We start from the raw sequence: 18358 nt of genomic DNA, 5'->3' as shown, positions 1-18358 counted from the left end.
TCGTTGTTGGCACTAGCCTTCATGTATCTGAGGTTCAGGCTTCGATAGGTTTGCCTTGGGCTGCAACGGATCAATCGTTTTGCATCCAGTCAAACCAGATCTCATCGCGAGCAGGAAAATGACAAGAAAAACGACTAGCCTGAAGATAGCTGACGACAAGCAAGCCTATTCACAAGAGCAGTCGTATTACCCCCAAAACAAGGTATTTCCCTTACCGGCCTCCGCGTGCACCATCGTGCTCGGGTACTCGGGTGCTCGGGTGCGCGCACATGGCCCATCCCCCGAATGTGGGTGGTAGTCATCTAGATCTCGCCGTTCGCGCTGCGATGCTCGCAGCCTTCGGAAAAGCCACACTCAATCCCTCACAATGGGAAGGGACTTGTTTGCTTTTGAAGCGGTCACCTCGGTTTAGAAGTCAAACGGGGGAAGAACCATGACTTGCGATAGAACCTTCAAGAAAGCACCGCATGCGCAAACGCGAGACACACCATCAGGTCCAGCTTGACAGCGTCCCGCTGCTGACCCCTTCCGAACTGCCACGCCGTTTCGGACTTGACCATCACGACCCGGGCCACATCGCATCTGAGGTGCTGGCAACTCTCGTCCTGAACCGTATCGGCCAAGCCCGCGGCATCACGGACGCTGCGGCCGAGGCTCTCATCAAGCGCATTCAGGCGCTCGTCGGCAAGCGCTGGCAGGGCATGAAGAGCCGCCCGGAGGTGCTTCGGCGAGGTAACCAAGCCTTCGAAGACGTTCTCGACTACGTTTGGGACAAGCTCCTTGAGGAAAAGGGGCCATTCTCGAATGCAGAGTACCGGTTCGGACTCTACGTCGGTAACCGTGTTGATGACTTCTTGCGCCACCTTCGTGCCGAAAAGAACAGCATGGACTCAGTCGACAGCATGCGGAACGAGGACGACGGCCCGATCCTGACGATCGACGACGTTGAAGACGACAACACGGAAAGCCCGGAAGAATCGCTGATGCGCAAGCAGCAGAGTGCCAAGGTGCACAAGGTTCTGCTGGACCTGCCGAAGCTCGAGCGCAACGCCTTTTATTTCCGCGAAGAGTTCAAATACGAATGGGCGAAGGTCGCCGAGCTGCTGGGCTGTTCTGTACCGACGGCTCGGAAGCACCACGACCAAGCAATGGAAAAGCTCAAAGGAGCAATGGAATGACTGCAACAAATCGACCCGACGCTGAGCGGCTCATCGTCGAATTTCTGGATGCCACGGACAGTCCGACGCCGGCCGACTGGAGGGCGCTGGCTGACAAACATCCTGAGCACGCCTCGGCATTCGTCGATGCCGCGCTGGTTCGCGCCATCGGTGACGCCGCTGATGCCTCCACCGAGCCGTACCAGCTCGACGGCGAACTGGCCACTCGCATGGTTAGCAAGGGCCTGAGCAAGCTGCACCAGACCAGCAGCGCCCAGCTCGAGCTCGCGCAGCAGCGGGTCAAGGCGGTGAAGACTCCCGCGCAACGACGGGACCTCTCTACGAAAGTGGGTATCGGTGAGCACGTTTCCCTCTTGGCCGGTGTCCTTGTTGGCCGAACGCTTGCTCCGCAAAAACTTCTGAAGGCCATTTCTGACGCCCTCGACGTGCCCGGAATTGCACTGCGTGAAGCGTTTGCCCGGTTCTTCGATTCCACTCCGATACCCGCTCACAAAGGCGGCGAGGACAAGCCGGTGGTCGCTGCCGTACCTGCGACCTGGGACGAGGCCGTCCGCGGGCTCAGCCTCGACACGAAGGAAACTGCCAGACTGCTCAGTTTCTCCGACGAGGCCTAACGTGAACCCATTTCAGCGTGCGCGGGAGGAGGCAGTTGCACTTCGACAAAGGTTGCTGGGGTCGCACGCCGATAAGGCAATCCACGTCAAAGAGTTCTTAACGCCGGCGCCGATTGAGGCGTGTTTGGAGCTGGGACTGTTCTACGCCGCTCAAGGCTCGACCGAGTTGGGAGACGCAGAAGCCATCCTCCGTCGCAGTGAGGACGCCATCTACGTGCGCAAGACCTTCAGCGAATCGCAACGCGCGTACCTGGTGGCCCACGAGCTGGGCCACTTCGTCTTGGATGAAGAGCACGAGGACGTCACCATTGCGTCGCTGAAAGCGCTGACGGGGGCCGAGGGCACACCTGCGCTGATCAAGATTGAGTCCTACGGACTGCGTGAGCGTCAGGAGCTTCGCGCGAACGTGTTCGCTCGTGAGCTGCTATTGCCGCGTGCGGTAGCGCGCAAACTGTTCGCCGAAGGTCTAGGGCCGGCTCGCGTCTCGCTCGACTACGGAGTCGACTTGGAGGTGGCTCGCCAACAGATGCTGGATGCAATTCTCCTGCCTGCCCTGACGCCGCCCGCGACCAAGCTCAAGCGGCACGAGCCCACGCCAGATCAAAAAGAGGCTGCAGAGGCCACCGAAAGGTTCGCGAACGTCGTCGCAGGCCCGGGCTCTGGCAAGACGTTGACACTCGTCGAACGGGTGCGGTATCTCATCGAAAAGAAGAAAGTTCCTCCGTCCCAAATCCTGGTTCTCACCTTCACGAACAAAGCTGCCCTTGAGCTCGTGGAGCGACTTCGTGTGGGTGGAATCGCCAGAGCCTCTGACGTCTGGGCAGGCACCTTCCACGCGTTCGGCCTCGAGTTCCTCAGGAAGTACCACCACCGATTCGGACTGGATGCTGACCTTGTTGTCGCAGACCGCCTCAACGCCATCACCCTCCTGAATGCGGACCTACCAAACGTCGAGCTGAAGCACTTCAAACGCATCCAGGATCCTTACACATGGCTACCCGGCGTCGCCTCTGCAATCAAGCGCCTGAAGGAGGAGATGGTTACTCCTGATCAATACCTCGCCGCCGTCAAGACGCTCGATACCACTGCAGACGAGCAGTTAATGCGCGAGGACGTGGCCATGCTTTATGAGCGGCACGAAGTTCTGATGCAGCAGCGGAAGTTCGTTGACTTCGTCGACTTGGTTGCAAAACCAGCGCAGGCGCTCGCCGTAGATCGTCCCCACTACGGCGATCTAGCGGACAAGTTCCAACACGTCTTGGTGGATGAGTACCAAGACGTGACCTTCGCCATGGTGCAGCTCATCAAGCAACTGGCGCAGAACGCCAAATCGCTCTGGGTCGTGGGCGACGTGCGCCAGGCCATCCATCACTGGCGAGGCGCTTCCGTGGAAAGCTTGAGAAGATTCGCCCTGGTCTTCAAGGAGCAGGCGGGCACCGCCCGCATCCGCGAGTACCCGCTGGCGTTGAACCGGCGCAGCAGTCCTCAGATCCTGGACCTAGTCAAGCACGTGGGACGGCGGCACGTCCTTGAGAAGACGCTCAGTCTCCCAGATACCAAATCAACCGAACCGGCAGGCCCGATACCAGAACTCATCTCTTGTGACCCCGGTAGCTCGATGCAAGACGCTGTCGTTGATGCAGTAGCCAGGGCACACAACGAGGGTCTTCGCTTTGGTCAGCAAGCAGTCTTGAGCCGGGACAACTTGGACAATGAGAAGTACGCCGCGCGCCTTCGGAAAGCGGGAATTCCAGTCCTCTACATCGGCGAGCTCGCTCGTCGACTCGAGGTCAAGAAGCTACTCTGTCTCATGCAGTTGCTGGTCGAGCGCAGTCCACGCGCACTGGTTGGACTGATGGGCACTCCGGGGCTCTCCGTTGATCTTAAGAGCCTTCGCATTCTGATTGACGCCTGCGCAGCCCATCCTCATCTGCAGCGCGGAGGCTGGCTCTACGAACATCCAGACGGCATATCCTCTACCGCCGCGGCCGCACTGACAAACGTGCGAGAGCTGTTGCGCGGGCAACGCCGCAGCTCCAACCCGTGGGGCTTCGTCTGCGATCTTCTCCTTGAACGGCGATGGGGCTTTCCCCTGGTGTCAGACACCTCCATCGATGCACACGCCACTCGCATCGCACTTTGGCAGTTCGCTTATGCAACGCGGGCAGGCGACGCCGAACGCAAGATTCCTACGCTGCCGCGGTTCCTTCTGCGCCAGAGACTGAGACAGCGCATCGGGGAGACTTACCATGACCGTGCGCTCCCAGCAGAAGCCGCAGCTCTGGACGCCGTCCACATGATGACGGTACACGGCAGCAAGGGCCTGGAGTTCGACGCCGTGCATGTCACCGACGTCAACACGAACGACTACGGCCCCAAACTTCCCGCTTGGCGAATGCCGACGCTCCTGACCATCGTACCGCCCGAGGTCTTGAACAGCACGATGCCTCGATACCTAGAAGAGGCAGCGATTGAGATGAACAATCTGCTCTATGTGGCCGTCTCTCGCGCACGCCAGCGATTGTTTGTCTACGAGGATGGAGAGAAGGACAACCGCAATAACTTGGCACCCCAGATGTCAAGCGCGGGAGCGAATGTCAACCGCCGAAATTTCGGCTTGGTGTTTACTGTCGAGAAATCCCCATACTCAAAACCAGGCGTCGCTCTGCCGATAAAGCCCATGCCACTCAAGGAGTTTGAGTCGTACGCGAGATGCCCCCTGCAGCACTGGTATCAGTTTGAACTGCAGTTGCCTCAAGAGAGTTCCACAGACATCGCTATTCGCTCACAAGGGGCAGTAAATGACGCGCTGCGCGCGTGGTCGGCGAATCGAGCTATCGGCATCGAGGTGCATTTCGACAACGCGTGGAGACAAAAGAAGCTGCCCGACAGCAAGGACGACGCTCAACTTCACGAACATGCCCTTGCGGTTCTACTCGAGGGTGTAAGTCTTGTCGAAGAGATGTCAGGTGGCTTCGCCAGCCCGTTGGCCACACTCGATGGCTTGAGCATCGAGCTCTCCTCTGTGCTGGTCGAGGGGAAGCCAGGCGCCCAGACCGTGCACATCATCAAGGTCGCAGACGGAAGCTTGAGCTCCACTGTCAAGATGCTGCGTCCGATGCTGAACGGCCTGCAGCCCAGGCAAGGCAAACGCGTGGAAGTCCACGGATTACTCGAGAAGACAGAGATCGGGGATGGCCCCAGCGGATGGATTGAGAAAACCGCCGCCTATAAGGCAGTTCAGAAGCTCAAGACCGGTGATAGGGCTGCCGTTGTGAAGCGGCACTGCTCGTGGTGTCCTTACACGACGCTCTGTCCGACCAAGCCGTCAGCTTGGTGGTAAGCCCCCTCCGGCGTGGCCTCGTCGTTCATCGATGAGGCCATTTTCGCTTGAAGGCAGCAGCCGTGAGCGTCAGCTCGCTAGGCTGCTGCGGTGCGCCCAGCCGCTTGATGGCAGGCTTTTGTCAAGTTGAGTGCCTGCGTCAAAGCGAAGCGCATAGGCGGATGGGCCCAACTTGCCGATAGACGCATACGGAACTATGCCTTCCCGATGTGGTCGACCAGGCATTGCGACATGACTAGGGCATGCGCCATCAAAGAATTCACTAGGTTCTCGTGTCTGTTGATATCCATGGCTAACCCGCCTGCTCTGAAGACTGATTGCTCGACTAAAACGATCACGCCCGCCACGTCGTCGATGCCGACGTAGTTGGCGATCCAGACCCTGGCCGCAGGCTCTCGCGCCTTGTCGCCCGCCAAATTAGCTCGCTTAAGAATGTTATCGGCCATTGCTTCAGCATCACCAGCCCTACCGTTCTTATGGACGATGACATGCCGGAATTTCTCAGACATGCAGGTGTGCAGTCGAAGGTTGGTGTCACTCTGGTTTTCGATTTCGATCTTGGCGAGTTCTGGAAGTTTTTTCCGGAACATGTCGATGATCTGAGGCACTTTCTTCTTAAGCTCGGCCGAGGGCATAGTCGCGCCCCCATCCTTGCTCAGCCGGAAGTGGGCGGACTCGCCTCGGACGAGTTCATACAGCGAGACCACGAAGTCCTCAAACAGCTCGTAGGCCTCGACCAGCAGCCATTGATATTGCTTGTTTTTATGAAGGTGAACGAGCCTTGCCGTCTCTTTGAGGTTCAGCCTTTTGTGGGAATAAGGATGGATAGCTCCCGTATATGGGCTGTAAAAAGAGAACAGGTGCGCGCTGCTCCCGAGGAGCTCTCGGTCCTCGGCGTCTAGTCCAGCCAAATCTTTGTCTCGCGCCTGCAGGTCCGCAATGGTCTGCTTGGCGACGTTCGCGGAGAGTCGTTGGTAGTGCTGGATGACGGCGACTTCGTCGAAAAATTCTTCAAGGCGGGTTTTGTAGGGCTGAAGATCCATGGGCACGTTTGGTAAGGGTCGGACGGCTGTGGCTCGCCATTTCAAGCGCGCGGAGCCGCACGCCTATTTTGCGCGACCTGCTCGAACGCACCCGACGCAGCCGACCAGTTTGATCGAAGAACTCCTGCCGCACCGCTAGGCGATCGCCGCAGCGAACACCTCATCGCCGTCCCCGTCAAGACGGGATCACCGGACGCTTACCGCGAACGCGCTGTCACGAGGCCTGGACTTTCCTTTTGAGCTTCTCATCTCGGTTTAGAAAGTAGAAGGCCGTGATTCCACGGTCACCGAAATCGAGCTGACCATGCAAGTTCAAGTTTTTCTCCAGTCCGAGCTGCTCAACGAAGTCGAGGTCGTGGAAATCGACGCCCAGGCGGGTCATGAGGTGCTTCTCCGCACCTGCATCGGCAAGCTCGGGGCGGTGCCAGCCGAAGAGCTTTTCCTGTTCATCGAAGACGACGATGACGAGCTTCCCTTTGGCAAGCACGAGTGCATCCCGGAAGGCATTCGTGTGCACCTGCACCGTCTGAAGGTCATCGATGTCGTCGTGCGCTACGCCGGTCGCGATGTCCGCCGCGCTTTTCGCCCGAGTGCGACCGTGGGTCGTATCAAGCACTGGTCGACGCGCGAGCTGGGCATCACGCCGTCGGACGCGTCGGAGCTGATGCTGCAGGTCAGCGGCACGGACAACCGTCCGGATGCGGACGTGCACGTCGGCACGCTCGTCAGCGCACCGCAACACCGCATCACGTTCGACCTGGTGCCGTCGCCCCGTGTCAACGGCTAAGAAGCAGCCATGTTGACCGGAAATGCTGCCCTTGAGGAACATCTGAGATGCGGCCGCTTCCGCGCCGGCGCCGCCAAGGGGAGGTGGAAGCTGCTGGAGGTACAGTGGCCGTACGCCTTCATCGATGTCCTGGCGCGCGACGGCCGTCGGGTCGTGCTGCGCTTCGATTGCACAGGCTACCCGGAAACCGCGCCGACGGCGACCGTGTGGGACCGGGCCGCGCGGTGCCAGCTCGCCGCGGCGAACTGGCCGCGCGGAGGCCGGGTCGGCCAAGTGTTCAACCCTGGATGGAAAGGCGGGACAGCGCTCTACATTCCTTGCGACCGGGAGAGCATCCCTGGTCACACGCAATGGGCTGGAGAGCATCCCTGGCTCATCTGGTGCCCGGCGCGAGGTCTGCTTCAGTACGTCGAAGCGATCAGCGAGATTCTGCAAAGCAGCGAGCTCATCGATGAAGCGGCTTGAATTTCTTCCCGAGGTCTGGAAGGGACTAATGGCCGACCTGCACCGCAGGGGTGGTGACCGACGAGAGTCAGGCGCCTTCCTGCTGGGACAAGTGACGCAGGACGCGAAGATTGTTTCGGAGTGGGTTTCCTACGAGGACCTCGACCCTGCATCCCGCAAACACGCCATCATCCGCCTTGACACCAGCGCGTTCCCTCGGCTGTGGCAGGTCTGCGCGGACCGCGAAGTTCAGGTTCTTGCGGACATCCACACGCACCCCGGCAGGCCGAATCAGAGCCGGTCGGACCGCGCCTATCCGATGCTTGCCCTAACGGGCCACATCGCGCTCATCGTCCCCCGATTCGCTCGCGGCACGGTCAAGCCATCAGACGTCAGCTTCAACGTCTACGCGGGTGGCGGCCGATGGAACAGTTACTACGGTGCCAACTCGGCATCGCTCATCAATAACTAGGAGAGTTCGACATGGAAGCGGACAACTTTCATCGCTTGACAAAGGTGCTCGCCGACAGCGGCGAGTCCCCCACGCTCGAAGCCGCGGCGAGCACCTTCGCGTCGTACGGCGTCCGCATCGTGCTCGGATCCCGCGTCGCGCACAACATCATCGACCAAGTTATCGCGCTGACGGCCATCAACACGGCCGCGCGCAGCTTCCTCGGAAACGTAGTCGTCGAGGCGCCAGACGACCTGCGACTTATCGCACCCGGCTTTGAGGGCCAGCCGCTGATTGAATTTCTGAACTGGGCTGGCGTCAAGACGGAGCTGTCCATCGCGCCATCCCGTTGGCCGATCATCGAGGTGGGCGAATCCACGCCGACCGGAGCCCGCGGAATTCGCGCCTGGGCCGACGGCTGGAGCTACGGCATCGGTACCCACGATGGCGGCCGGGCGCCCTTCTTCGCGCCCGCCTGTGTCGCAGCTGCCGGACTTGCGATCTCGGAGGCCTTCTCTGTCCTTCGCGGCGACAATGCGTACGCCGGGCGGCGAGCGTTGCACCTCTCGCTGTGGACCCCCGAGCTGGTCGGCGGCCAGCCTGGCGCGCAGGGGCCTGTCGACGTGATGTTGCCCTCCGTCTGGCTCGTTGGACTCGGCCACCTCGGGCAGGCCTATGCCTGGACGATGGGTTTCATGAAGGCAGCCGCCGGCGCCAAGGTGTTCCTGCAGGATATCGACGTGGTCACTCGCTCAACGCTGTCGACCTCGGTACTCTCGAACGTCTGTGACATCAGCCAGCACAAAACTCGGGTAGCGGCCGCTTGGCTCGAAGCCCGTGGCTTCCAAACTCACCTGGTCGAACGGCGATTCGACGGCAGCCAACGAGTGGCGCCGTCTGAACCTCAGCGCGCGCTGTTCGGAGTGGACAATGCCGCGGCGCGCCGAGTGCTCGAGAACGCGGGGTTTGCTCATGTCGTGGACGCCGGGCTGGGCTCCGGGTTCAAAGACTTTCGTGCCATGCGCATCCGAACATTTCCGGGCCCATCGAGTGCAGCGCTCCTGTGGGCTTCGCAGCCGGCAGTGAACGGCGCGGAACACGCCGCGGCATACAGACATCTACTGGCGTCGGGGGCGGACCCTTGCGGCGTCACGACGCTCGCTACGCGAAGCGTCGGGGCGCCGTTCGTTGGTTGCGTCGCCGCAGGCCACGCCATCTCTGCGCTGGTGCGCAACACACTGGGTGAGAGTCCGTATCCGGCCATCGATCTCAATCTCCGCGACCCGCAACACGCCGACATAGTCACCCAGTAGTCCGGTCGGATACTGTCGCTCAATTGCCCCTCGGATTGATTGCAAGACCATCGCGTCGAGAACCGCCGGCGCCATCAATGATGCCATTGCAGTCGCCGGCCTCCCGGTTGCCGCGAGCGGCGAGCGGCGAGTCCTGCCATCGCTTTACCTAACGGCGTAGGAGGTGTCGCGTATAGACTTCGTTGCCGCCGAGATTCAGCAGTTTCTCGCAAGGCGCTTTTCAAGCTTCGGAAATTCGACATGGCATTCAGCGACGACGCCGGTGGGTTTGCTTTCTCTTGCGACGACGCGAAGATGTCCATATGCGCAAGTACATGGAATACGCGCCTCTCCCAGATTGCACGCGTCACCGGCCCTATCTACATCATGACGGGGCGACTTCCAGACCCGCAGTACATCTCCCGGATGCTGGGCAAACGCCCGCATAACATTTTCATCGTGGCGGACGCCAGTGCCCACGATGAGGCGCGTGCGCTCAAGACCATCTTTCCTGCCATTTGTATAGCGCTTCATCCCAACTGCAATGCCAAGGCGGTATTGATCGCACCCGAGACGGTTTGGGTTTCAAGTTCCGATTTTGGCAAGACAACCAAGGTCGAGTCCGCAGTTGGTCTGCATTCAACCGTCGCTTTCAACAGGACCTTCGAGTCATTGTTCAAAACGCTGTGGGCAGAATCGACCGAGATCAAGTGATGTGCCATCTCCACGTCATGGCTCCCGTTCGAGGGCCTCGTCCCGGTGAAGCGAGAGGTGGCGCTTTCCACCCATCAAGGTGAGCGCCGAACGCCCTCACCGCGTGACGCTGCTCCTATGCACACTCACATGCAAGCTTTAGACAGACGAACCACCCCTTCTGTTGTCCTTGAAGTCCGGGATGTCAATCATCTTGACCGACAGCCAATCGCTTGGCTCCTAGTAGAAGAGGAGCCGATCTACAAACACCACAAGGGCGAGCCGGACAAGTTGGAGGAGGCGATGCTTCGGTTGCACTTTCGACGCATCCAACCGGGTTGTACGGATCGGGAGGCGGGGCAATTCGAGTTCACCGCCAGCTACGTGCCGCTGCTGTGCCGCATATCTCTGACTGGAGCCGGCGCCGTGCCCGGAGCGATCACGATTGCAGATCTCGGCACTGACCTCAAGGGCCAGCACATCGGCACCTACTTGATGAACCGGATGGTGCGATGGGCAAAGCAATGGCCAGGCGCAGCGCTGAACCCAATCACGCTGTTGGCGTCGGACGGCCGAGGTCCGAACAGACTGCGCAGGAATCGGTTCTACGAACAGTTTGGCATTGCATTCGAATACGAGGATGTCGAACAGCGTGGAGGTAGGTCACGCCCTATGCTGGCCGCGGAGCTCAGAGAGGTTGATCCCAAATCAACTTGGGGCGTGAACATTGCCGAGGTCCCGACCTTGGTGTTTGCCGGCACTTTGCTGGCGCAAAAGGAGTGGGTCGAAGCCGAGCATCGGAATCTGAGCAAGGTCCATGACGAGATCTCCACCGATTGGCTCTACTCCCTGCAGCATCCCGTCAAAGCCATGCTTCAAACATTCGCCAGACGTCTAGGGACATAGCTAGAGCTGTTGTCATCAACGTATGGCGTGAAGTGCGCAAGCGGTTGAAAGGACCAATGCGCTACCACGCATTCGTCGGCAGTGAACTAGTTCTCTTCGAAGCTCTCGCTCCCGAAGATTGGACCAAGCAAGCTATTGCGGGAGGGGGAGTATCGAAATCCATCGGCGGCATGTGTTCGCAGCTCGTCTTCTGCCCACCCTTGCCGAACGAGATCCGCAATGACTGGATCGGTCAGCTCAATCGCGTCGCCCTGGGCGATGACGGCTGGGAATTTGCGCTCAAAAGTAAGCGCCTTATCGATGAGCGAGCGCACCGCTTCGAGCGGATATCCACCGACGGCCTGGGCGGGTATCCGGTCATCGAAGGGCTCCAGCCGCATGAACTGACCGGCGAGCTCATAGGCAGCATCCCAGCCGATGTGAAGTTCCCGAGTCGTCTCTTTGATGCTCGGCTCATTCACCTGTCCATGCCACATCAAGCACAGGCCAATGTCTTCTTCTGGGCTAAGTAGCCAGGCATCACCGATCCCGGTGGAAAACAGCACAAAGGGGCCAACCTGAATCTCCGGCCCTGACATCACAACTTTGATCTCGCCGGCCTGTTCGGCACGGACTATGTTGCCGCATTCGGCAAGCAGCGCCGAGGCTCCTTGCGCGGACGCCGTCTGTCGATTGCAGAGGATCACGTGGTGCCAGTGCTCGTAACCGGCGCCGCGCGCGACCCGATTCAGCAAATCGGTGTGCTTACCACCTCGCTTGCGCTGGATCTTCTTGGCCTCAAGCTTGAGCTGTTCAACGCGTGTGTCGAATGTGGGAATGAATCGCATCTCAGATTCCTTATCTGTATGCGAATCGAAGGTGCTCACTGCCCCGATCCGCGTACAGGGAATCAGGATGGGTGTTCTACGGGAGAACGTCTGTCCCAACTGGGTTTGCCAAAGGCGAGCAGCAGGCGTCAGACATGCGCCTGCACAAACTTTATCCGCGCTACAGCTGCATCGTCAAGTAGTGCACGATGAGCATGCGGATGCTGTGGGTCGAACGCTGCACTGGCCTGTCCGCTCTTGCACGCACGGCACTGCAGCTTCCGGTTTGCGTGTCTCCACGGGTGGCGCAGAACGCTCCTCGTTTTACATGCTGCTTACTCAACCGACCTGAGCCAGAAGATTCATGACGACCTTGACTATCAACAGTGGTATTTCTCAGATTTTTTCGACACCGAATAGCAAGGCCGGTTGGTGCCGTACGAGAAGGCGAAGATAACGAAAGTCTGCGTGCGCAATGAGCTGCATACGGACCATGGCAAGCTGGCTTTTCACGCAATCGTCAGGGTCAACAAGGAGCTGGCCAGCGAGAACACCGATGTCGAACGTTTGGCCATTTCATGGCTGAAAGCCGATTGCGGAGGCGTTTCGCGCAGACAAGCTACTGGAATTCTTTAGATACGCCGAAATTGATATGAATGTCTTTGCGCCTGATTCAATCGACGAATCAAGGAAAGAGTCGACCACCACTCTGGAACTCAGTTCACGTATCTCCGATATCGCGAAAGAGACCGCCCTATATCTGGCAGGTCTTCGGTCCAGATTCGACAGCTCAGCCAAGCGACTGACCGGCCTCGCTAGCTATAACCTGCCGCTGGGGTTTGAGCGATCCGCCTGTTCTTTGTGTGCCATCTTTTCCTTGGCAGTCGCAAAATGAAGATTCCGGGAGGGGAGCTCTCTTCTGACAAGGCACTTCCCGGCATAGCAGAGCCAGCGCAAGATAGAGCGGCCTATCCTGTCTGCATCGAGCATCGGCGGGTCGAACAAGACTTGCTGTCCTATGGCCAACTCGACAACAGAGCGACGCTTTCTCGCTGAGTCCTCTAAGCCGACGGACGCAGCGCGCACCTCCAAATGGAGCACGCCCTGTATGGGCACATGGAACGCAATATCGTTGCCTCCAAAGCTCGTGCAGTGAACTGCGCAGATTCGGCCGCGTATGTCGAACAACGGACCTCCGCTATTGCCGCCATAGATTGGAACATTCGTCTGAACGCATGGGAACGGCAGCATGACTCGATCTCTCATGACTTCGAAGATCTCAGACACGTGCCCGAAGCTCAGTCGAACCGCGAACTTCACTGATGCGGCCACAGTCAATCCGTCGGTGAATAGCTCTCCAGTGAACCGGGCGGTGGTCCATCCTGGCAATCTCTCGTTCTCAAAGGCTTGATCGTCCGCAAGCACAGCAAAACTGAATACTGGTTCGCCAATACTCAATTCATCCAGTGACATGGCTATGGGCAAAGTTGGCCGCTCTGCCGCTGGGGGAGCTGCTACCGTTTCACTCAGGGCCAAGTCAAATTTCGGATGCTTGTCCGACTTGCTGAAGTTGCGGATTGCAATGCTTCGATCTGGGAAAGTCTGAACGGCGAAGATGGGGCCGCGATCCACCCCGTCGTGACCGATGTTCTCTTCCACGACATGCCGTGCCGTCACCAAATGCCCGGTATCGGTCACCCAGAAGCCTGTCCCAATGAGGCTTGCCTTGCCACTCTCTAGGTCGATTCGGAAAATTGGGGCGATGCCTGTGAGGAGGTCCAATTCCTTGCGGGTGCCGGGATATGGCTTGAAGAGCATCGTTCATTCTGACGGACATCTCCGCTTGACCGGACAGGTCAATCGAAAGTGGCAGTTAAGGTTCTCAGGGGGACTAACCCGCGACCAGGAGCTCCGGTGCCGACAATGAGCTCGCCTCGTTTTTCTCAAATAGCGCAGGTCATATGCTCAACTAGGCTCGACTTAAAAAGACCGGTATCAACTAAAGCCTGGGCGACACCGTCCACCTCATCTTCGGACCATGAAACGATTTGGCCGTGCCTCACTATCGTGATGATCGATCGGCTCAGCGTACTGCCCAACGCCTCAATGGTGAGGTGTCGCCAAAACTTCTCTACGGAAGGCGGATGGAACAAGCGACAGGTCAATTTCGTGTGCATGTTCCGACACGAAACGATTCGAAGCGGCTCGAATACCAGGTTCGGGATCGACGCACTTGAACTTTGAGCGGGCAAATTTGTGTCCATCAAATGCCACGGCAAAAAATCGACGACTTCTCGTTCCGTTCGCCGCTAGCAGGTCAAACACAACAGTCCCGCATACCCCAAGAAGCTCGAGATCCACGGCGACAAGCTCAAGCTGCTCTTGAGGTCCCACCGCCCCGGCCGCGACTACGACTGCCGAAACAAGTTCGGAGCGAGGTTTGAATACCAGATAGGACTTCAAGGGGAGTTCTTCAAAAGGTCGGCATAACCAGTGTCTATCAAGTGAAAGACCTCTTCAACCAAAGAAACTGCGTCCTCACGGTCTTCAATTATCCGACTAGTCTCAACCGAACCATCCATATGGAACAAGCGATGCCGTTGCTTATCCCACGTTGTATAGCAATCCGAGAGCAGTTTTTGTAGGATATTTGCAACACCGTCTGACGCTGGCGACTTCATTTTGAACTGTCCAGGCGCTCCGACCACGGGTTCGAAGTACTGGCTCAGCTTGGCAATCTGAGGGGGGTTGAGGTGACAATCGTCCGTGAGTAACTGCATGCAGAAGCCCTCGAGACCCCGAAGGGCTGGAAACGCCACTCCGGCGTAGTCCTCGAGCGGTATGAAAACTTTCGTCATCGCGTGTGCAGAGGAAAATTGCTTTCGCACTTCGTCGACGAGCTTGTCGTGGACATGGGGGATTCGCGCGACCAACTCGTCGCGCACCTGTTGTACGGTGAGCGGGAGTTCGTAGACCTTTCGTTGCTCAGCAAGCATTTCGTTGAGCCCCATGGCCCCCTGGAGCTGATCGACAGCCCAAGCACCGAGCTGTGCATGCGTGCCTTGCAGTTGCAGCGTCCCGTTCCCGTGAAGTTTGACTGTGAGTTGATCGCCCGACGGACCTCGGACTTTCACGGTCTCGGCATACTTCTCAAGTTTTCGTTCACTAACGTTCGCTCCTTTTGCCTCCAACGCCGAAACCAGTCCCGCCAATACGGCGTGAGATTGTTTCTGCAGGGAATACTCCAGGCGCGGCTTCTCGCCCCAGCTACAAGTTTTACAGACATGTTCAGCAAGTGCTTCGAACGGCTCCTCCGCATCTCCGGTAAAGCGGCCGAGGCTGCAACTACCATCTTTGTTGACGAACAGCTTCATCCGAAGTGCCTTGCCGTCATGGCTTCCGGAGAAGTGTTTCTCTTTCGCGGTGGCCTCGCGAACGACAAGCGTAGTAACACCGTATGCGACAAGTGCGTCCTCTACCTTCTTCGGGTCGATAGGAACTTGTTTGAAGTCAGCCATTTCAGCTCTTCTTAGATAAACCTTGGACTGTAACAGTCATCGTAGGACGCGAAACAGGTTAAAACTATTGCCGCCTGCGCTGCAGCACTGTCCCTTCATCAGCGCATTTACGCTATGTGCGCTGCATCAGCGCTCGGCTAGGCAAAGCGGTGCTTCAAGCAAGGATGCTTCGCCGCCTGCTCGTGGTAGCCAGCAACCTTCGCAGCAGCCGTGTTCCAGCGAGTGAAGTTCCGGGTCACTTTATCCAGGACTGTGACAGCGGCTTGGAGCATTCTGGGATACCGGTCGACTGTGCGTGTCAATTACGGTAGCGACGCGCTCCAATCCTTCAGAGATTTCTCCAGCCGCTTCAAGCTGGCTTCGAGCGCGTGTGCAACGTCATCTTTCACAGCCTCACCCGCCAATCGCGTCGCGATCCTGTCACTCGCCCGCCGAGCGGATTGCTCGATGGCCTGTGCGGAGTGATTTCCCATGTACGCGAGGAGCGTGTCTGAAGACCAATCAAGCCAACGCCGGGTCAATTCGTCGTCTCCCCGAGGCAGCGCCGCGGCTGCTCGAACGGCAGCTGCGCCGAGCAAGAAGAATCTGGTGCCCGGTCGAACGTGTTCCAAAGTACGTGTAAGAACTGAAGACAGCCGCGCGTCCTCGCACTCCACCAGCACCGCTATCAAGGATGCGCGGACGTCTGTGTCGTCGCGGTGCTTGCCGATCCAGACGAGGCCTTCGTTGACATCAACTGGTTGCAGCAGGCCGGCGCGATGCATCTGGAGGTTCAAGAAGACGGCTCGAACCGAGACATCGGTCGGATTGTCTTTGAGCCACATGCGAATTCCGTCGCGCCGCGGGATGATTTCAGCGGGGTCGCGTTGGCCTATCAGCCAGGTCAGCAAGGAAGTATCCAGCTGCCATGACAAAAGCCCGTCGAAAGCGTTCCACAGCTGCCGGGTGAAGCGTGCAAAGAGTACGGCGTCATAGGCCAATGCATCACGAAACTTGTGCGCACGCTTGGGCGCAAGAGAAAAATCTGCAGCGTCGACAATCCGTCCCATCGCCAATCCCGATGGGAAGCACGACTTGTCCTCGCTCTTGCCCAAGAGAAAATAAAGCTGCTGCGCTGCAAGCCAGCTGTCTGGAGCTTGCAACGCCGCGCGCCGAAAAAGTTCGTCGTGCAGCACCATCGAAAGTGGCACGCCACCCACCATCAACGTCGCCGCGAGTTCGCACAGATGCCGCGTCTGCAGTTTTGCCTTCGCCTCTTCGGAGGTCCAGGCTGCGTACACCTGCTTGGCGACTCGCTCCCCTTCAGCGGCATCGCGTTGGAACACGCCAACCAACGCCAAGCCTAGATTGCGGACAGATTTCGGCGCGGAGACCGAAGCTCTGGCCATGTCGGCCGTCACGTCCCAAGCTTGGGCCGGCCTCCTCTGCCAAGCACGCTGTGCCACCTTGGCATGCATCGCCAATACGCTTCCGCCCAGGTAGGAAAAGTTATGACGGCCTTCGAATTCGCGAAACTGGAAGATGCTCCAACCCTGCTCCTGCTCCATTGCGCGCAGTCGCTCTTGCGCGTCTTCGCCCACGTCATGCCGATCGGCCAGGAAAGCATGCAGGAGAGGCGCAGGACATGAGACGTAGGCCAAGCTGAACCAGCATACCAATGCGAATGCCGCCACCGGCCAAGGCAGTTCACGGCCCAGCGCTGACGCAAGATCCTGCCTGCCGGCCAAGTTGCCCCAGAGACGGTCGATGATAGTGTCGAAGGATGTGCCGGCCGCGGCCTCCATCGCCAGGACGAGCAGCTCTTCGTGTGATTGAAGCAATCCGAGTGCACTGGCGCTCGGATAGAGTTTCGCCAACGCTTGACGCTCGGCAGCATCGGCTTGCTCGAGCTTCAGTGCAGGCAGCCGCTGGATCGTTGACTTCAACTCGCCGTGATGCCGATTCCACAGGAAATCTGGGCTGGCCGCCAGTACGACGGCAGCGGGATGCAGGCGGCCCAGCCTGTCGAGCAGGCGCGGCCAATCGCTTCCAGGACGCAACGGGTCGTCAAGGAGCAGAAGCAGTGGCAACGAGTGATCGCCCAGCGCTTGAAGCGCCGCGAGCAGCGGCCCTGTGTCATCACCTGCATCCAAGTCATAGCGCAGATCCACGGCGATGCATTTTTTTGCCATCACCAGCATGGCGGCCACGCGTAGCGCCAGCGTGCTCTTGCCTGCACCAGGCGCACCAAGCACTGGCAGCATCCGCAGGCCACCATCCCGGCGACGGCATTCGTTCAGTGCCAGCGAGACTTGAGTTTCCAGCTCTGTCGTGCGGCTGCGCTCGAAAAAGAGCACGTCGGGGTCGGCTCCACGTACCACATCACGCCATTCGGGCTTGCGCGCGACATAGGCAGGGCCAGGTGGTTGGGCTAATATTTGCTGCAACTCCACGCGATCCATGGTGCGCAGCCCGGCCAGCACCGGATTCACAGAGAACCGGACAAGTCGCCCCTGAACCTCATGCGGGTAGAACCACCGTGGCGGCAGATTCGAGCGTGCGATCTGGCCTTGCGCGTCCAGGGCGGTATTGGGCTGAATGTCCAGCAGCGGGCGCAGCGCGTCGATGATCTGGCTGGACTGGCTTGCATCCGCCACTTTGCTTCCACGCGCGAGTTCATCCACTGCCCTCAGCTCCGCCGTCCAGTGCCGCGCGTCGCGTGCCTGCACCCCGGGAACGTACAACACGGATGCTGCGCCGTAGAGCGCGTCGAAGAGCGCCTGATGACCCACTTCCTCGGCTGCGTTTTGCCACACCGCCCGGTCGCTCCGCTCGCCAGGCGGCTCGGCAAGCTTGTCAACGAATGCCTTCTCAACTTTGTCACGCTCCGGCAGCAGCCCCGGCTGATCATGAAAAGCAGCAAAGAATGGGTCGCTGGTCACGAGCCTAAAGCGCAGACGCGATCGGTCCTCAGAAGGCGTCCACAACCACTTCGGAGCAAAGCCTAGGAGCACATCGGCCAATGGCGCCGGAGTGTGCCAGCTGTCGCCGTGCTTGCATTGCCACAGCACAACCGTGCCGTCAGCACTCAACTCGTCGATGTCCTCGGCCCATTCGTAGCGCATGAGCACCGGGATTTGCGTGCCTCCGGCCAACGGCAGTCGAAGCACCAAGGCTGCCAACCGCCACACGGCAAAGGCACGCTGATACTCAAAGCCAGAAAGCGCCACGCGGCCACCACGCGTTGCAGCGATTGAGAGAAGACGCTCGTCGGGGATTGGAAAGGAATTCAGGATCGGCACAG

At 59.1% G+C, this 18358-nt stretch carries 15 protein-coding genes; 9 read left to right on the top strand and 6 right to left on the bottom strand.

Going from position 1 to position 18358, the window contains the following annotated elements:
• The first annotated feature begins 467 nt into the window (after positions 1-467).
• From AC1DJH_RS16460 to AC1DJH_RS16450, 3 genes are read left to right on the top strand one after another with little or no spacing between them, the layout of a single operon-like run.
• The gene (locus AC1DJH_RS16460) at positions 468-1178 is read left to right on the top strand and encodes an RNA polymerase sigma factor (protein WP_478186387.1); all 711 of its coding nucleotides are present in this window, start codon (positions 468-470) and stop codon (positions 1176-1178) included.
• Positions 1175-1792, top strand: a complete 618-nt coding sequence (locus tag AC1DJH_RS16455) for a hypothetical protein (RefSeq protein ID WP_478186386.1) — start codon at positions 1175-1177, stop codon at positions 1790-1792. The genes AC1DJH_RS16460 and AC1DJH_RS16455 overlap by 4 nt, the downstream gene beginning before the upstream one ends.
• Position 1793: 1 nt before the next feature.
• Positions 1794-5135, top strand: a complete 3342-nt coding sequence (locus AC1DJH_RS16450; RefSeq protein WP_478186385.1) for a UvrD-helicase domain-containing protein — start codon at positions 1794-1796, stop codon at positions 5133-5135.
• Between the two features lie 194 nt (positions 5136-5329).
• On the opposite strand, the gene AC1DJH_RS16445 is transcribed toward AC1DJH_RS16450, so the two are convergent.
• Positions 5330-6178 carry a hypothetical protein gene (locus AC1DJH_RS16445; RefSeq protein ID WP_478186384.1) on the bottom strand — a complete coding sequence of 283 codons (849 nt, stop codon included), beginning with the start codon at positions 6176-6178 and terminating at the stop codon, positions 5330-5332.
• A gap of 304 nt (positions 6179-6482) precedes the next feature.
• Here AC1DJH_RS16445 and AC1DJH_RS16440 point away from each other — a divergent pair, with 304 nt between their 5' ends.
• From AC1DJH_RS16440 to AC1DJH_RS16415, 6 genes are all read left to right on the top strand, one after another.
• Positions 6483-6965 (top strand): hypothetical protein, encoded by a 483-nt coding sequence (locus tag AC1DJH_RS16440; RefSeq protein ID WP_478186383.1) that lies wholly within the window; start codon positions 6483-6485, stop codon positions 6963-6965.
• 9 nt (positions 6966-6974) lie between these two features.
• Positions 6975-7430 carry a DUF7665 family protein gene (locus AC1DJH_RS16435; protein WP_478186382.1) on the top strand — a complete coding sequence of 152 codons (456 nt, stop codon included), beginning with the start codon at positions 6975-6977 and terminating at the stop codon, positions 7428-7430.
• Positions 7417-7881 (top strand): hypothetical protein, encoded by a 465-nt coding sequence (locus tag AC1DJH_RS16430; protein ID WP_478186381.1) that lies wholly within the window; start codon positions 7417-7419, stop codon positions 7879-7881. The genes AC1DJH_RS16435 and AC1DJH_RS16430 overlap by 14 nt, the downstream gene beginning before the upstream one ends.
• Before the next feature lie 11 nt (positions 7882-7892).
• Positions 7893-9173: a hypothetical protein gene (locus tag AC1DJH_RS16425; RefSeq protein ID WP_478186380.1), complete on the top strand. Its 1281-nt coding sequence runs from the start codon at positions 7893-7895 to the stop codon at positions 9171-9173.
• A 240-nt stretch (positions 9174-9413) separates the two neighbouring features.
• Positions 9414-9866 (top strand): hypothetical protein, encoded by a 453-nt coding sequence (locus AC1DJH_RS16420; protein ID WP_478186379.1) that lies wholly within the window; start codon positions 9414-9416, stop codon positions 9864-9866.
• 129 nt (positions 9867-9995) lie between these two features.
• A complete protein-coding gene (locus AC1DJH_RS16415; protein WP_478186378.1) occupies positions 9996-10751 on the top strand; it encodes a hypothetical protein in 756 nt (251 codons plus the stop codon).
• An 86-nt stretch (positions 10752-10837) separates the two neighbouring features.
• Here the strand turns inward: AC1DJH_RS16415 and AC1DJH_RS16410 are convergent, their stop codons facing one another.
• The 5 genes from AC1DJH_RS16410 to AC1DJH_RS16390 form a co-directional block, all read right to left on the bottom strand.
• Complete coding sequence (locus tag AC1DJH_RS16410) at positions 10838-11578, bottom strand: hypothetical protein (protein WP_478186377.1); 741 nt, start codon at positions 11576-11578, stop codon at positions 10838-10840.
• A gap of 798 nt (positions 11579-12376) precedes the next feature.
• Entirely contained in the window at positions 12377-13375 is a 999-nt protein-coding gene (locus AC1DJH_RS16405; RefSeq protein ID WP_478186376.1) for a S1 family peptidase, read from the bottom strand.
• Between the two features lie 285 nt (positions 13376-13660).
• Positions 13661-14020, bottom strand: a complete 360-nt coding sequence (locus AC1DJH_RS16400; protein WP_478186375.1) for a type II toxin-antitoxin system RnlB family antitoxin — start codon at positions 14018-14020, stop codon at positions 13661-13663.
• Positions 14017-15075: an RNase LS family HEPN domain-containing protein gene (locus AC1DJH_RS16395; protein ID WP_478186374.1), complete on the bottom strand. Its 1059-nt coding sequence runs from the start codon at positions 15073-15075 to the stop codon at positions 14017-14019. Before AC1DJH_RS16395 ends, AC1DJH_RS16400 begins: the two co-directional genes overlap by 4 nt.
• A gap of 302 nt (positions 15076-15377) precedes the next feature.
• Positions 15378-18356, bottom strand: a complete 2979-nt coding sequence (locus AC1DJH_RS16390; RefSeq protein WP_478186373.1) for a hypothetical protein — start codon at positions 18354-18356, stop codon at positions 15378-15380.
• Positions 18357-18358: the final 2 nt, after the last annotated feature.

This window comes from Variovorax sp. 10N412 (genome assembly GCF_056394985.1).
The sequence above is the reverse complement of the archived record's forward strand: the minus strand, read 5'-3'. Positions and strand labels throughout refer to the sequence as shown.

Bases quoted from the DNA above. Each gene is read 5' to 3' on its own strand.
- AC1DJH_RS16430 (WP_478186381.1), top strand. From the start codon at position 7,417: ATGAAGCGGCTTGAATTTCTTCCCGAGGTCTGGAAGGGACTAATGGCC.
- AC1DJH_RS16435 (WP_478186382.1), top strand. From the start codon at position 6,975: ATGTTGACCGGAAATGCTGCCCTTGAGGAACATCTGAGATGCGGCCGC.
- AC1DJH_RS16420 (WP_478186379.1), top strand. From the start codon at position 9,414: ATGGCATTCAGCGACGACGCCGGTGGGTTTGCTTTCTCTTGCGACGAC.
- AC1DJH_RS16415 (WP_478186378.1), top strand. From the start codon at position 9,996: ATGCAAGCTTTAGACAGACGAACCACCCCTTCTGTTGTCCTTGAAGTC.
- AC1DJH_RS16440 (WP_478186383.1), top strand. From the start codon at position 6,483: ATGCAAGTTCAAGTTTTTCTCCAGTCCGAGCTGCTCAACGAAGTCGAG.
- AC1DJH_RS16455 (WP_478186386.1), top strand. From the start codon at position 1,175: ATGACTGCAACAAATCGACCCGACGCTGAGCGGCTCATCGTCGAATTT.
- AC1DJH_RS16460 (WP_478186387.1), top strand. From the start codon at position 468: ATGCGCAAACGCGAGACACACCATCAGGTCCAGCTTGACAGCGTCCCG.
- AC1DJH_RS16410 (WP_478186377.1), bottom strand. From the start codon at position 11,578: ATGCGATTCATTCCCACATTCGACACACGCGTTGAACAGCTCAAGCTT.
- AC1DJH_RS16445 (WP_478186384.1), bottom strand. From the start codon at position 6,178: ATGGATCTTCAGCCCTACAAAACCCGCCTTGAAGAATTTTTCGACGAA.
- AC1DJH_RS16425 (WP_478186380.1), top strand. From the start codon at position 7,893: ATGGAAGCGGACAACTTTCATCGCTTGACAAAGGTGCTCGCCGACAGC.
- AC1DJH_RS16405 (WP_478186376.1), bottom strand. From the start codon at position 13,375: ATGCTCTTCAAGCCATATCCCGGCACCCGCAAGGAATTGGACCTCCTC.
- AC1DJH_RS16395 (WP_478186374.1), bottom strand. From the start codon at position 15,075: ATGGCTGACTTCAAACAAGTTCCTATCGACCCGAAGAAGGTAGAGGAC.